Annotated in this window: 9 protein-coding genes; 5 read left to right on the forward strand and 4 right to left on the reverse strand. The window is 45.7% G+C overall.

The features are described 5' to 3' along the window. Positions 1-28: 28 nt before the first annotated feature. The 3 genes from J0M30_02535 to J0M30_02545 form a co-directional block, all read right to left on the reverse strand. Entirely contained in the window at positions 29-3,553 is a 3,525-nt protein-coding gene (locus J0M30_02535; protein MBN8666352.1) for a SusC/RagA family TonB-linked outer membrane protein, read from the reverse strand. A gap of 48 nt (positions 3,554-3,601) precedes the next feature. After that, positions 3,602-4,849, reverse strand: coding sequence for a DUF4974 domain-containing protein (locus tag J0M30_02540; GenBank protein MBN8666353.1), 1,248 nt, complete (start codon positions 4,847-4,849; stop codon positions 3,602-3,604). A 120-nt stretch (positions 4,850-4,969) separates the two neighbouring features. Beyond that, complete coding sequence (locus J0M30_02545) at positions 4,970-5,575, reverse strand: RNA polymerase sigma-70 factor (protein ID MBN8666354.1); 606 nt, start codon at positions 5,573-5,575, stop codon at positions 4,970-4,972. A 283-nt stretch (positions 5,576-5,858) separates the two neighbouring features. Between J0M30_02545 and J0M30_02550 the strand changes: the two genes are divergently transcribed. After that, entirely contained in the window at positions 5,859-6,686 is an 828-nt protein-coding gene (locus tag J0M30_02550; protein MBN8666355.1) for a universal stress protein, read from the forward strand. 147 nt (positions 6,687-6,833) lie between these two features. On the opposite strand, the gene asnS is transcribed toward J0M30_02550, so the two are convergent. Next, positions 6,834-8,276: an asparagine--tRNA ligase gene (gene asnS, locus J0M30_02555; protein ID MBN8666356.1), complete on the reverse strand. Its 1,443-nt coding sequence runs from the start codon at positions 8,274-8,276 to the stop codon at positions 6,834-6,836. Positions 8,277-8,518: 242 nt separating this feature from the next. Here asnS and rho point away from each other — a divergent pair, with 242 nt between their 5' ends. From rho to selD, 4 genes are all read left to right on the forward strand, one after another. Continuing rightward, entirely contained in the window at positions 8,519-10,177 is a 1,659-nt protein-coding gene (gene rho / locus J0M30_02560; GenBank protein MBN8666357.1) for a transcription termination factor Rho, read from the forward strand. Positions 10,178-10,248: 71 nt separating this feature from the next. Next, positions 10,249-11,316, forward strand: coding sequence for a tRNA 2-selenouridine(34) synthase MnmH (gene mnmH / locus J0M30_02565; GenBank protein ID MBN8666358.1), 1,068 nt, complete (start codon positions 10,249-10,251; stop codon positions 11,314-11,316). Positions 11,317-11,436: 120 nt separating this feature from the next. Beyond that, positions 11,437-12,537: a hypothetical protein gene (locus J0M30_02570; GenBank protein ID MBN8666359.1), complete on the forward strand. Its 1,101-nt coding sequence runs from the start codon at positions 11,437-11,439 to the stop codon at positions 12,535-12,537. Positions 12,538-12,713: 176 nt separating this feature from the next. Beyond that, positions 12,714-13,769, forward strand: coding sequence for a selenide, water dikinase SelD (gene selD / locus J0M30_02575; protein MBN8666360.1), 1,056 nt, complete (start codon positions 12,714-12,716; stop codon positions 13,767-13,769). Positions 13,770-13,867 lie beyond the last annotated feature (98 nt).

The following is a 13,867-nucleotide window of genomic DNA, read 5'->3' on the forward strand; positions in this document are numbered from 1 at the left end:
TTAATTAAATAAACTCCATAATACATTTCTACAAACTTAATTTTAATCCCACCGCTATACTTCTCGGATTTGGCATTGCCTGATCGCCATAATCCGGGTCAATCGAATACTTATTTGCTCTCCATAAAATTCCAAGATTATTTGTGTAGCAGTAAATTTGTAGATTTTGAAATGGAAATTTCTTCAAACTGCTTTTAACAAAGTCATAGCTTATCCTAACATCCTGCAATCGAATATGATCGCCTTTCTGAACCAAAACATCTGATGCCAAGTACATGAAATCTCTATTCGCATTAGACGATGTCGGCAAACTTGGAACATTTGTAAATACCTCATCGCCCGGTTTCGTCCATCTCAATGCATAATCTGAATGTCCGCTCCATGAACTAAATAATGATGAGTACTCTATAGAATTTCGTCTGAAAAAGTAATTAAACTTATAAACTATATTTACTGATAAAGAGATATTATTAAATTGAATTGTATTCATTAATGACCCAAATACTCTTGGGGTCTGAGGACCATGATATTTTAAATCAGAAATCTTGGCTTTACTTAAAACAGTATTATAAGATGCTATTGTATCTGAAACAAATCCTCTGGGATCACCGTTTACTGGATTCAATCCACCCCATTTATAGCTAAATATCGAATATAAAGGTTTGCCTTTTACAATTACAAGTCCGCCGCGATTAGCATAGGCAGAAGTTGTTTTTGCAACTCCATCGTACGATACCACTTTATCAGTATTATAATTGAAAAGTAAATTGGTAGATATTTCAATTTTGCCAAAAATATTTCTTGTACTTAATAAAACATCAACCCCTCTACCCTTTATACTTGCTCTATTTCCCGTAAAACTATTTACTCCAGTAGTAGGATCAGTTATAATGGGCCCAATCAAATCAACACCTTTCTTAATATAATACTCAATACTTCCGCGAATTCTCTCATTCCATATATGAAAATCCATACCTAAATTAATCATCTTCACTTTTTCCCATCTTAAATTGATATTAGGAGGGCTTTGTATTGTAGCATAAGGGGCAGTAGTCAGGCTAAAAGGATCAGAGCTGGAATATCTTATTGTTGTATAGGCTCCTACCCCGTTATATAAGTTACCGTTGATCCCATAAGTCGCTCTAAATTTAAGCAAAGAAACTACGTCGGAATGAAAAAATCCTGATTTAGTAATATCCCATAAAAATCCCGCAGACCAAAGTGGCACTATCCTTTGATTTGCTTTAATCCCAAAAAAGTTTGATCCATCAAACCTTAAGCTGCCGGAAAATGAATATGTATTTCTGTAAGTATATGCAGCGTTTGTAAAGTAATTGAGGAATCGTTGTAATGTAGCAGGAGCATATGAGGTATTTACAGGAATTTTCATTCTTGAAACCAAAGAAGGTCTTATTCTAAAGCTAGAATCATAATTTATTGAAGTGGCATAGGTCCCTGTTAAAATATCATATCCGTATAACCTTGAACCACCTCCAGCGGAAGTAATTTGTCTTGCTTCTATACCAGCTAGCCCAATAAAATTATGCTTATCCCAACTTTTTGAATAATTTATTTGCCCTCTAGCATTCCAAGCCTTTAAATCATTGTTATCCCGATCCAGAATAGCTCCCTTGGGAAACGGATAAAACAGCTCGCCGTCTACAGGGTTTATAGACATATATTTATTTATCAAATCTCTGGCAACATAAGATTGTATACTATAATAATTTTCAGAATTATTCAGAATTTTTTGATATTGATATCTAAGTTCAATATTAAGTCCACTATGTATATTACATTTCAAACTACCTCCAAAACGAGTATCATAACCTTTAAAAGAAAAATTATTATTATTAAGCTCATCCAAGGGACGATAATGCCAGTCCAGTAAAGCAGGAGAAACCGCAGTGTCAACATAGGACAATCTATGATTTATAGCAACAGGCAGATTATTATAATTTTCATCCTTTAGACGAGTATACCTGAAACTACCGATTGAAATTGATGAATTATTTCTTGAGCCAATCTGCACATAGTTTACAAACCCACTCAATTCAATATTTCTTAACAGCTTGTAGGTATTCTCAATTCGTATCGTTAAGCGATTGCTTTGATCACCTATATTACCACTCCTATTTTTATCATACCCAATTGACCCATAAAATGAACTTTTGTCAGTTCCTCCTGAGATATTTAAAGAATACTGTTGGTTAATTAATTTTTGAAAAAGGTATTTTTTGATATCGTCACGAGTGTCATATTTTTTTAAACTTTCTATTTGAGTATTAGCCTCTGTATCAGATATCTGGCCATTTCTTTTATTAATTAGTATTTCAACAACAGGGGAAAGAGCAGGATAATTATTGTTGTTTATTTGGTTATTGTAAAAGTTTCTGGAGAAAAGTATCTTTTCCAATTCAATTTCATCTGACGGAGAAATTAAAGGAATATAAAAGGGATTGGGCTTTTCGCCTATTGTAAGGTTACTGTTAAGCTGTATGATTGTTTTTCGGTTGTATTTCCCTTTTTTGGTCGTTATAACAATAACCCCATTTCCGGCTCTGGCTCCCCAAATTGAGGCCGCCGCCGCATCTTTTAATATTGTAATATCCTCAATATCATTAGGATTTAAACTATTAATAAGATTAAGATTATCTTTTGATTCGTCATATGGGAATCCATCAACTACTATTAAAGGACGAACGTTGGCATTAATAGTACTGATACCGCGGATTGTATAACTGCTTTTATTTGGACTATTGATGTTTCTAGGTTCGAAATTCAATCCACTAGTAACTCCTTCCAAGCGATTTAAAATATTAGAACCCACTCTTCTATTCAACAACTCATTATCAATCTTCACAAAACTTCCCGTCGCTCTCTCCTTCGGTATATCCTGATACCCCGTACTAACCACCACCTCTTCCCCAATCACTTCCTTTGCCTTTGCTATAAGTGCCAGCTCTTTCTTCCCCCCCACCTTCCACTCCACCGTCTCAATATTCGTCCCACTTATCACCAACACTGCATTCTCGTCCACTCCCTTCAACTCAAACTCCCCATTGGCATTGGTACTGGTTCCCTTATCAGTTCCCTTTACCCGGATACTCGCCCCTTCCACCGGTTCGCCGCGGTCGTTGGTGAGACGACCTTTGATATCAATAGGGAGGGTGACAACTTGCAGGCTCTTATCACCTGATTCAATATCATTATCCAATGCCTTGGGTCGCACCACGATCGTTTTGCCCACGATAGAATAGCTCAGGGGTTGGTCCTGAAAAGAGAGGCGCAGTGCTTCTTCCAACGTTACATTGGAAACCTTGAGGTTAACCTTTTTGGTATTGGCCAAGATCTTATTCTCATAAAAGAAAAGATAACCAGTCTGCTTTTTGATCTCCTGAAATACTTTTTCCAATGATTCATTCTTTACCTCCAGCGTTATACCCTGGGTATAGGCCCGGGCACTAAGGGTGATCACCACGGTGAATAGAAATAGCACCGTGAGTTTTTCCACGGGTAAGTGGAGGGACTTGAAAAAATTTTTAAAAGTCATACAATGGCAGTGTTTGGGTTGAGAAATAATGATGGAAATCTGATTTGATTATTTGGTTACCACAACTCTTTTCCCCTCAATCCGGAAATGGATCTCGCTTAACTCCAATATTTTGAATACCTCGGATAACTTGGCATCACGGCTGACCTCGCCGGTGAAAATGCGTGTCGGAATATTATCTTCATAAACTATTTCTACATCATACCAGCGGGATAACTGACGCATGATGGTTTGAATATCGGCGTTACGGAAGGCGGTTATGCCGTTTTTCCAGGCGAGGGCCTGCGCTATATCGGGAGAGGCGATTAACGTGAGACGTGAATCGTGAGACGTGAGGAGGGCTTGCTGGCCGGGAGCTAATACAATTTCTCGCGGCGTACGCGGCGATTCTTTTGAGGCCGCAGCGTCCTTTGCCTCGTTGCGAGCGCTGCGAGAAACTTTAACCCGGCCTTCGAGCAAGGTCACCCTGATATCCGCCTCATCATCATACGCATTCACATTAAAGTGTGTACCCAACACCATCACCTCCATATCTCCCTTACTTACATAAAATGGTTTTGTTTTATCATGGGCTACTTCGAAATAAGCTTCGCCTGTTATCTCTACCTTTCTATCCAACGGCGAAGCCGCAAATGACGCGGGGTAGCGCAAAGAAGAACCGGCATTCAGCCAGACGCGCGTACCGTCGGAAAGGGTGATGTCGATGACTTTCGAGCCGCGGGGGTTAGTTAGAGTGTTAAAGAGGGGTCCGGGGTCCGGGGACGAGGGTCCGGTGTATTGATAGACTATTTTTCCGTCTGCTTGTTTTATTAGTTCTACTCCGCTTTGATTCGCTAAAAGACCATTTTGTAAGCTGTCTAAAGAAACTATTCTCCCATCACTCAATGTGACCCTGGCCTTACTTACTTCAGGTGCGGAAACATCCGCCACTACTTCCGTCTCCGGACCCCCGACCCCGGACTTATCCCCCGGCCCCCGAACCAAAAAGAACCAACCCCCAACAGCCAACAACAAAACAACCGCCGCTACAGCCCACCAATGTTTAATGCGAAACCTGGGCTCCATGGAAACAACAGGCGCTTCACCGTGTAGTATCAACACCAACAACTCCTTTGTCTTTTCTTCAGGCAATACGACCTCGCCCTTTACCTCGATCCAATACCGCTCAAGAAGTTGTTGGAGTTCGGTTTCGTTTTGCAGGGAAAGTGCCAGGGCCGACAGCTCCCGCTTTTCAGCGGCATCGCATTGGCCTTGCACATAACGCGCAAAGAGATATGTCAATCGTTGATTCGACATGGTAATGTGTAGTTAGGACAGGCTTTAATGAATTAACCTAAAATTGACCCTTTGATAATGTGACAAATGGGAAGAAGGGTAGTACCAGAAAAAGAGAAAGTTTTTTCCGTGCTGTGGAGCTTAGATACCGGTCAACTGATAAAGGGCATAGATTATAATAGCATTGGAGCCATACTGGCGTCCCATCTCCTCGCGGAGAAAACGAAGGGCCTCATGAAGATGGTTCTTCACCGTTCTTTCGGCAATACCGAGTTCGCGGGCTATTTCCGCAATACGGAGTCCCTGCTGCCGGCTCAAGATAAATACCTGTCGCTGCTGGGGGGTGAGCTGGTCAACCGCCGCCCGGATAGAGGCAAGCACCTCGCTGTGGGTGATGCGGTCCTCACCCTCAAAGCCGGTGCCGAGGCCCTGGTCACGACCTATCTCGGACAGGATCAGGGTCTCCTTGGCCATGCGCCGGAATATATTGATGGATTGATTACGCGCTATACCATATAAATACGCGTTGAGGTTGTCGATCTGGGGAATTTCGGCTCTTTTGGTCCATAATTTCAAAAAAACCTCGTGGACCGTGTCCTCAGCCGTCTCGGGAGAACCGGAAAGCTTTAAAACATACGTATATAACTTATCCTTATATGCGAGAAAAAGCGCGCGGAAGGCTTGCTCGCTTCCCTCGGCCAATTGCCGCAGCAATTCGGGTTCATTATAGACGGGCTCGTTGGTCAATGACTTTAAGTAAAAACGCTCAGGCTAAAGTAAGGAAAAGCTAACACTTGTTCAGACGCCCATATATCTCTAAATGCTGCATACGGTATCACAAAGTACCCACCCACCGTCTATAAAATCCAGCCGTTCAACTAAATACACCCCGCCTTTAATTCTCACTTAAAAAACCTCTGTGTCTCTGCGCCTCTGTGGTTAAAAATCCTCGTCTCATAATTAAAAATGACGCTAATCATACCCTTTCCCCCCCACACTGTCCTACCTTTAAAGTGCTAAAACAAAGAAAATGAAAACCATAATCGTTCCTACCGACTTTTCGCCCGTTGCCACCAACGCCATGAACTACGCGGCGGATATGGCTCAGGCGATCAATGCCAGTATTACCCTGTTGCATGTGTACCAGGTACCCGTTTCGATGACGGAAGTCCCGGTGGTCATGGTCTCGGTAGATGAACTGAAAAAAGGCAGTGAGGAAAAACTGAAGGAATTAAAAACCGGCCTGGAACATATCAGCTCGGGTAGACTGAAAGTATATACTGAATCGCGTATGGGGAACACGGTTGATGAGTTGGAAGACCTTTGCCAGCACCTGGAACCCTTTGCCGTGATCATGGGAACCAAGGGATCGACCGGTGTGGAAAGGATCCTCTTTGGCAGCACCACCCTCACCGCCATCAAACACCTGAAATGGCCCGTGATCGTTGTACCGCCGGGAAAAGAATATGGAAAGGGGATCAAGAAAGTGGGATTCGCCTGCGATTTTCAACAAGTGGTGGAAACCACACCCACCGACTATATCAAATCAGTGGTAAATGAAATGCACGCGGAATTTCATGTGCTGAATGTAGACTATGAAGGAAAACATTTTGAACCCGATACTCCGGAACAGTCTTTATTGCTGCATACCTTGCTGGAAGACATGAACCCGAACTATCATTTCATTAACCATGAAGATATCGAAGACGGGATCAATGACTTTGCAGAAAAAAATAATCTTGACCTGCTGATCACCATTCCGAAAAAACACAAACTACTCGACGGGATATTTAAACCAAGCAGCACGAAGCAGTTGCTGGTGCAGTCGAAGGTGCCAGTAATGTGTGTGCACGAATAATATATTGTTATCAGGGATAGTTTCACGCGGCGTACGCGGAGAATTTGGCGTACGCGGCGGCTCTCCGTTTTTCGACCTTTGTACAGCCGCAGCGCCCGTTGCCTCTTTGCGTACGCCGCGAGAAACCATACATGAAATCCAAAAAAATCAAAAGGAAGCACTTCCCGGAGTTCGTGGGAAAGCAATCACATCCCGAATATTTGTCATACCCGTAACAAACTGTACCATTCTTTCAAACCCAAGTCCAAAGCCTGCGTGAGGCACGGTGCCAAAGCGACGGGTATCAAGGTACCAGTTTAATTCATCCACGGGAACATGCATTTCCTGCATCCGGTTTTCCAATACGATGAGTCTTTCCTCGCGCTGGCTGCCCCCCACGATCTCACCAATACCAGGTGCGAGGATATCCATGGCCGCAACGGTTTTGCCATCCTCGTTGACCCGCATGTAAAAGGCCTTGATGTCTTTGGGGTAATTATATAATATAACCGGGCGTTTGAATTCTTTTTCTACCAGATAGCGTTCATGCTCGCTCTGGAGATCCATGCCCCAACCGGTAACGGGGTATTGAAATTTCTTTTTCTTATTGTGGTTGCTGTTTTGCAATACTTCGATGGCTTCGGTATACCTGAGACGTTTGAATTCATTGTTGAGAACAAACTCGAGTTTCTCCACCAATCCCATTTCGCTCCGCTTATCCTGGGGCAATTGTTTTTCTTCATCAGCCAAACGTTGCGACAGGAATTCAATATCCTCACGGTTATTGTCAAGCGCATAGCGGATGATGTATTTGATAAATGATTCCGCCAGGTTCATATTGTCTTCCAGGTCATAGAAGGCCATTTCCGGTTCGATCATCCAGAACTCGGCAAGGTGACGTGCGGTGTTCGAGTTTTCGGCGCGGAAGGTGGGACCAAAGGTGTAGATCTCCCCAAAAGCGGTGGCAGCGAGTTCCCCTTCCAATTGTCCGCTTACAGTAAGGTTGGTTGATTTTTCAAAGAAGTCCTCTTTAAAATTGATCGAACCATCCTCGTTACGCGGAGGGTTATCAAGCGGCAGGGTAGTCACGCGAAACATTTCACCGGCACCTTCCGCATCACTCGCGGTGATGATGGGTGTATGCATGTACACAAAACCACGCTCGTTAAAGAATTTGTGTATCGCGAACGCTAATGAATGGCGTACACGAAACACAGAACCAAATGTATTGGTACGAAAACGCAGGTGGGCAATTTCGCGGAGGTATTCGAGTGTGGGCCTGTTCTTTAATTGCAGGGGATATTTTTCCGCATCACTATCGCCCAATATGCTGATTTCTTCGGCTACAAGGTCCATTTTCTGGCCCTTACCCAGGGAGGGCACCAGTTTACCCGAAACCTTAAGCGAAGCAGAGGTCGTGACCCTTTTTAACAGTTCCTCATCAAACTTGCCCAATTCAGCCACAACCTGCAGATTGGTGTTGGTGGATCCGTCATTAAGGGCAATAAACTGATTATTACGAAAACTCCGCACCCATCCCATGACGGTAACTGCCTGACCTGTGGGCTCTGTTTGGAGCAAGTCCTTAATTTTCACCCGAATGTTGAACATATCTTAAAAAATTGAAAGGGCAAATATAGACCAGGATTTTAGGATTTGTTGATTTTGGGGATTGGGTCAAAACTTTGAATTTTAATAATAATGCCTTAATATTGTGCCTGAAAGCTGATAAGTAACATCCCCAATAAGAAGCTCATCAGTCCTACCGATCTCATTTTCACATAAAAATCAACCCATTTCTGGAATCATTTTACCCGGTGAATTGGCACCGTTGAAAACTTCAAGATTCATTTATGTACGACATCTTACAATTGAACGACATGCTCGTTCCAGAGCTGTTGGATATTGCCGAGCAGCTTAAGATCCCCAATGCGAAGAAGATGGAAAAACAGGAGCTTATCTACAAGATCCTCGACAGCCAGGCCATCACCGGTTCCAAAGCCGCCCCCGATGACAGCGACAAACCCAAGCAGCGCAAGCGTATCATCAAAACCAGCACGGCGCTGACCACTGAAGAAGCCGAGGTAGATGAACCCCAGCCCGAAGCCAAACCCGCTCCCCGCAAAGCCGCTCCGCGCAAAGAAGAAAAACCCATTCTGAAAAAAGCAACCAAGAAAAAACCTGAACAGGAAATCGTTTCAGAAGAACAACCCGAAACTTCCGATGATTCCAATAATACGGATGCAGAGATACCAGTGATCAGCGATCAGATTTCCGCTGACCTGGCCGAAGCAGAAGCCATCATCAAATCAGAAATGGAAGGCGGTTTCCCCGAAGAGCCCAAAGGCCCGGTGAAATCCTATCCCCAACGCCGCGAACAACAATTCAATATTGAATTTGATGGCGTGATCCTCGCCGAAGGCGTATTGGAAATGATGCCCGATGGCTATGGTTTCCTCCGCTCCTCCGACTACAACTATCTTTCCTCCCCCGATGATATTTATGTATCCCCTTCTCAGATCAAATTATTTGGTCTGAAAACAGGTGATACCGTTACCGGTGCGGTACGTCCCCCAAAAGAAGGCGAGAAATATTTCGCCCTGTTGAAAGTGGACACCATCAATGGCCGCAAACCGGAAGAGGTGCGCGACCGTGTACCCTTTGACTACCTGACCCCGCTTTTCCCCTTTGAAAAGTTGAACCTCTTTGATTCGCCCACGAATTATTCCACGCGGATCATGGACCTGTTCACCCCCATTGGTAAAGGGCAGCGTGGATTGATCGTGGCCCAACCCAAAACGGGTAAGACCATGCTCTTAAAAGCCGTGGCCAATGCCATTGCCGAAAACCATCCCGAGTGCTACCTGATGGTGGTATTGGTGGATGAGCGCCCGGAAGAGGTGACCGATATGGAACGCAGCGTACGCGCTGAAGTGATCGCGTCCACCTTTGATGAACCCGCCGAAAAACACGTTAAAGTTTCCACGATAGCCCTGCAAAAAGCCAAGCGGTTGGTAGAGTGCGGACATGATGTAGTGATCCTGCTGGATTCAATTACACGTCTCGCCCGTGCCCACAATACCGTAGCCCCCGCCAGTGGTAAAGTATTATCCGGTGGTGTGGAAGCGAATGCGATGCAGAAACCCAAACAATTCTTTGGGGCCGCGCGTAAGATCGAACATGGTGGTTCACTCACCATCATCGCCACCGCCCTGGTTGACACCGGTTCGAAAATGGACGAGGTGATCTTTGAAGAATTCAAGGGTACGGGTAACATGGAATTACAACTCGACCGTCGTCTCGCAAACAGACGTATCTATCCGGCTATTGACCTCACCGCCTCTTCTACGCGTCGTGATGATTTGTTGTTGGAGCGCGATGTGCTGCAGCGTATGAATTTACTGCGCGTGTATCTCACCGACATGAATACGGAAGAGTCAATGAATGAATTGCTGAAACGCATGCGTGGTACGAAGAGCAATGAGGAGTTTTTGGCGAGTATGAATGGATAGTCTCTCACGGAATACACGGAATTTTTTCAGTGCTTTCTGCGTATTCTGTGAGAACCAAAAATGCCAAACCTATGGCTATCTCCCGCCTGTCCATCCACGAATTTTTAAAAGCATCTGCCGGTCACCCGGTACTGGATGTGCGGTCCCCGGGCGAATACACCCATGCTCGTTTTCCGGGTGCGATTTCCTTTCCCTTATTCACAGATGAAGAACGCAAGGTGGTGGGCACCCTCTACAAACAAAAAAGCCGCGAGGAGGCCATCAAGGCTGGTCTCGATTTTTTTGGTCCTAAAATGCGGACCATGGTCGAAAAGGCCGAAGAGATCGTACAAGCCCAACAACCCGCTTCCAAAAATATATTTGTCTACTGCTGGCGGGGCGGCATGCGCTCCGCCGGCGTAGCCTGGCTGCTTGACCTTTATGGGTTCAAGGTGCATACGCTTGTGGGTGGCTATAAAAGTTTCCGTCGTTTTGTACTCGATAGTTTTTTGTTGCCCTTTCAACTCCGCATCCTGGGGGGTTATACCGGATCTGGTAAGACCGAACTCCTGAAGAATCTCCAGGAAAAAGGCGCGGCCATCATTGACCTGGAAGCCCTGGCCAATCACAAAGGATCGGCCTTTGGGAATATTGGTTTGCCCGAACAACCCAGTCAGGAAATGTTTGACAACCTGTTGGGACTTGAACTCTACCGCCTCACAGGCAGTGGGGCCATAACTGATACACGCCGCACCATGGACCGGCCGATCTGGTTGGAAGATGAGAGCCAGCGGATCGGGAAAGTGAATATCCATCCTGAATTCTGGAAACAGATGCGCAGCTCACCCATCTGGTTTTTGGATATTCCCTTTGAAGAACGATTGGACCACCTGGTTGCCGAATACGGGGCTCTTGACCGGGAAAAAATGATCGAGGCCATTGGGCGGATCAGCAGCCGCTTGGGAGGGTTGGAGACAAAAAACGCGACCCGGTTTCTGCAGGAGGGTAATACGAAGGAAAGTTTCCGGATCTTATTGAAGTATTACGACAAGTGGTATCATAAGGGTTTGCACAACAGAGCGGGGCTGGAAACGTTATTACATACGGTTTTGTGTGAAAAAGTTTGTGCGGATAACACATTAAAAATCATTGATCTTTAGTTTCACGCGGAGTACGCAACGAGGCAAAGAGCGCAACGGCAGTCCTATAGTAGAAAAAAGGAGGGCCGCCGCGCCCGCCTAATTCTTTGCGTCCGCTGCGAGAAACCCCAAAATCCAATCATGAGAAAATTAATACTCATACTCCTCCTCCTTCCCATTGGCGCCTTGGCCCAAAAAACCCTCTCCGGTGTATGGACCGGCGCCCTTACCAACGACTCTACCCAGGCCCGGAATGACCAGACCTTTGAACTGGCCCTCACTGAATACCGCGGAAAAGTGTACGGGTATAGCTATGCGACATTCCTTGAAAATGATCATCTCTATTATATCGTCAAGCGCGTGGAAGGCACCATTGTGGATGGCGTGTGTGAAGTAACGGATGATGAATTGGTGAGTACAAATTTGTTTACAAAATTAGACAAGCGCGTAAAGAGGACGATCACGTTTCGGATGAATCCCGTGGATAGTATCTGGCGGTTGGATGGTACCTGGAAGACGAATAAAACAAGAGAATTTTATGCCATCACCGGAAAGATAGCCTTGAAGGAAGAAAAGGACCTGAATAAATCAAGAGTGTATGAACATTTGGGTGACCTGGGTTTACAGAAGTCATTGGCCTGGGATAAAAAAGAAGAGCCAAAGCAAATGGTGATCATAAAAGTGGAGGATGTGGCGACTGCAAAAAAGGAAAAGGTGAAGGAGGAGAAAGTGAAGAAGCCTAAAGAGGAAGAGGTGGCCAAAGTAAAAGAGGAGAAGGTGAAGAAAGTGAAAGAAGAAGATGTAAAGAAAGAGGCGGCTGTAGCAAAAGAAACAAAGAAGGAAGAAATAAAGAAACCCGAGCCCGTTAAGGTGGTGCCGGCGGCCCAGTTGGCCTCAAGAAAAATTGAGAAGACGGAGGAGATCGGGTTTGCGGCAGATAGTTTGGTGATCGCTTTGTATGATAATGGAGAAGTGGATGGAGACACCGTAAGTGTGTTATTGAATGGCGAGATCTTCTGGGCCAACCAGGGGTTGAAATCACAGGCGATCAAGAAGACGGTTTATATTCCTGCGGGCACCGATAGTTTGGAGTTGGTATTGTATGCGGAAAACCTCGGGGCCTATCCGCCAAATACAGGATTGCTGATCATATATGATGGCAATGAAAGGTATATGGTGAGGTTTAGCGCGGATTTCAATCGGAATGCGCGGGTGGTGTTGCGGAGAAAGAAAGGGGTTTGATGACACGAATTTATTTCTCGCAGCGCTCGCAAAGAATTTGGCGGGCGCGGCGGCTTTCCTTTTTCGATCTATGTACGGCCGCAGCGGTCGTTGCCTCTTAGCGTACGCTGCGAGAAATTAATCTTTGTAATCTATGTAATCCATAAGATCATTAAATCCTGGTCTATCTTTGCCCCATGGAAACCCCCATCCGCCTCACACAATACTCCCACGGCGCAGGATGTGGCTGCAAGATAGCCCCCGCCGTTCTCGAAGAAATTCTCAAAGGAAATATCTCCCTCCCCGATGACCCCGCCCTGCTGGTAGGCAACAGCTCGAAAGACGATGCCGCCGTGTACGACCTGGGCAATGGCACGGCAATTATTTCCACCACCGATTTCTTTATGCCGATTGTAGATGACCCGGTTGAATTTGGCCGCATCGCCGCCGCCAATTCCATCAGCGATATCTACGCCATGGGTGGAAAACCTTTGATGGCGATCGCAGTGCTGGGCTGGCCGATCAATAAACTTCCGGCTGAAGTGGCCAGACAGGTCATTGATGGCGGACGCAGCATCTGCAAAGAAGCGGGTATCCCTCTGGCCGGTGGACATAGCATTGATTCACCCGAACCGATATTTGGTCTGGCGGTGACCGGCCTCCTCCCCATCGAAAACCTGAAACGCAACGATACCGCCAAAGAAGGCGACCTGCTCTTTTTAACCAAAGCACTGGGCGTGGGGATCATGACCACCGCGCAAAAAAGAGGACAACTGAACGAAGATGACCGGCCCGCGCTTATTCAACAACTCACCACGCTGAACCGTGTGGGCGAAAAACTCGGGACGATCAAAGGGGTGAGTGCCATGACGGATGTGACCGGCTTTGGATTGTTGGGCCACCTGATTGAAATGGCCGAAGGCAGCGGATTGAGTGCGCAGATCTCCTATCAGGCTTTGCCTAAACTGAATAATATCGGACACTATATTTCACAAAAAATATTCCCCGATGCGGTCACCCGCAACTGGAGCAGCTATGGAAGCAAGGTGCAGTTTGAAAAAGGGGTGAATGTAATGGAGGCCTTTACACTCTTACCCGATCCGCAGACCAATGGCGGGTTATTGATCGCCGTGCAGCCCGAAAGTGTCAATGAAGTGATGGCGGTGTTTAGTGAGTTTGGGTTGGAAGGGTTTGGCGAACCGATTGGGAAGTTGGTAGGGAAGGGGGAGAAGGTTGTGGTGGTGGGTGTTTGAGTTTCTCGCAGCGTACGCTAAGAGGCAACGAGCGCTGCGGCCGTACATTGATCGGCAATAGGAAAGCCGTCGCGTCCGCCCAATTCTTTGCGTACGCT

The sequence above is a fragment of the Chitinophagales bacterium genome, from assembly GCA_017303415.1.
GTDB lineage: Bacteria > Bacteroidota > Bacteroidia > Chitinophagales > Chitinophagaceae > SpSt-398.

What these genes read in the sequence shown, in the direction of transcription:
- J0M30_02535 (MBN8666352.1), bottom strand. Translation starts at nt 3,553, where the DNA reads ATGACTTTTAAAAATTTTTTCAAGTCCCTCCACTTACCCGTGGAAAAA.
- selD (MBN8666360.1), top strand. Translation starts at nt 12,714, where the DNA reads ATGGAAACCCCCATCCGCCTCACACAATACTCCCACGGCGCAGGATGT.
- asnS (MBN8666356.1), bottom strand. Translation starts at nt 8,276, where the DNA reads ATGTTCAACATTCGGGTGAAAATTAAGGACTTGCTCCAAACAGAGCCC.
- J0M30_02540 (MBN8666353.1), bottom strand. Translation starts at nt 4,849, where the DNA reads ATGTCGAATCAACGATTGACATATCTCTTTGCGCGTTATGTGCAAGGC.
- rho (MBN8666357.1), top strand. Translation starts at nt 8,519, where the DNA reads ATGTACGACATCTTACAATTGAACGACATGCTCGTTCCAGAGCTGTTG.
- J0M30_02570 (MBN8666359.1), top strand. Translation starts at nt 11,437, where the DNA reads ATGAGAAAATTAATACTCATACTCCTCCTCCTTCCCATTGGCGCCTTG.
- mnmH (MBN8666358.1), top strand. Translation starts at nt 10,249, where the DNA reads ATGGCTATCTCCCGCCTGTCCATCCACGAATTTTTAAAAGCATCTGCC.
- J0M30_02550 (MBN8666355.1), top strand. Translation starts at nt 5,859, where the DNA reads ATGAAAACCATAATCGTTCCTACCGACTTTTCGCCCGTTGCCACCAAC.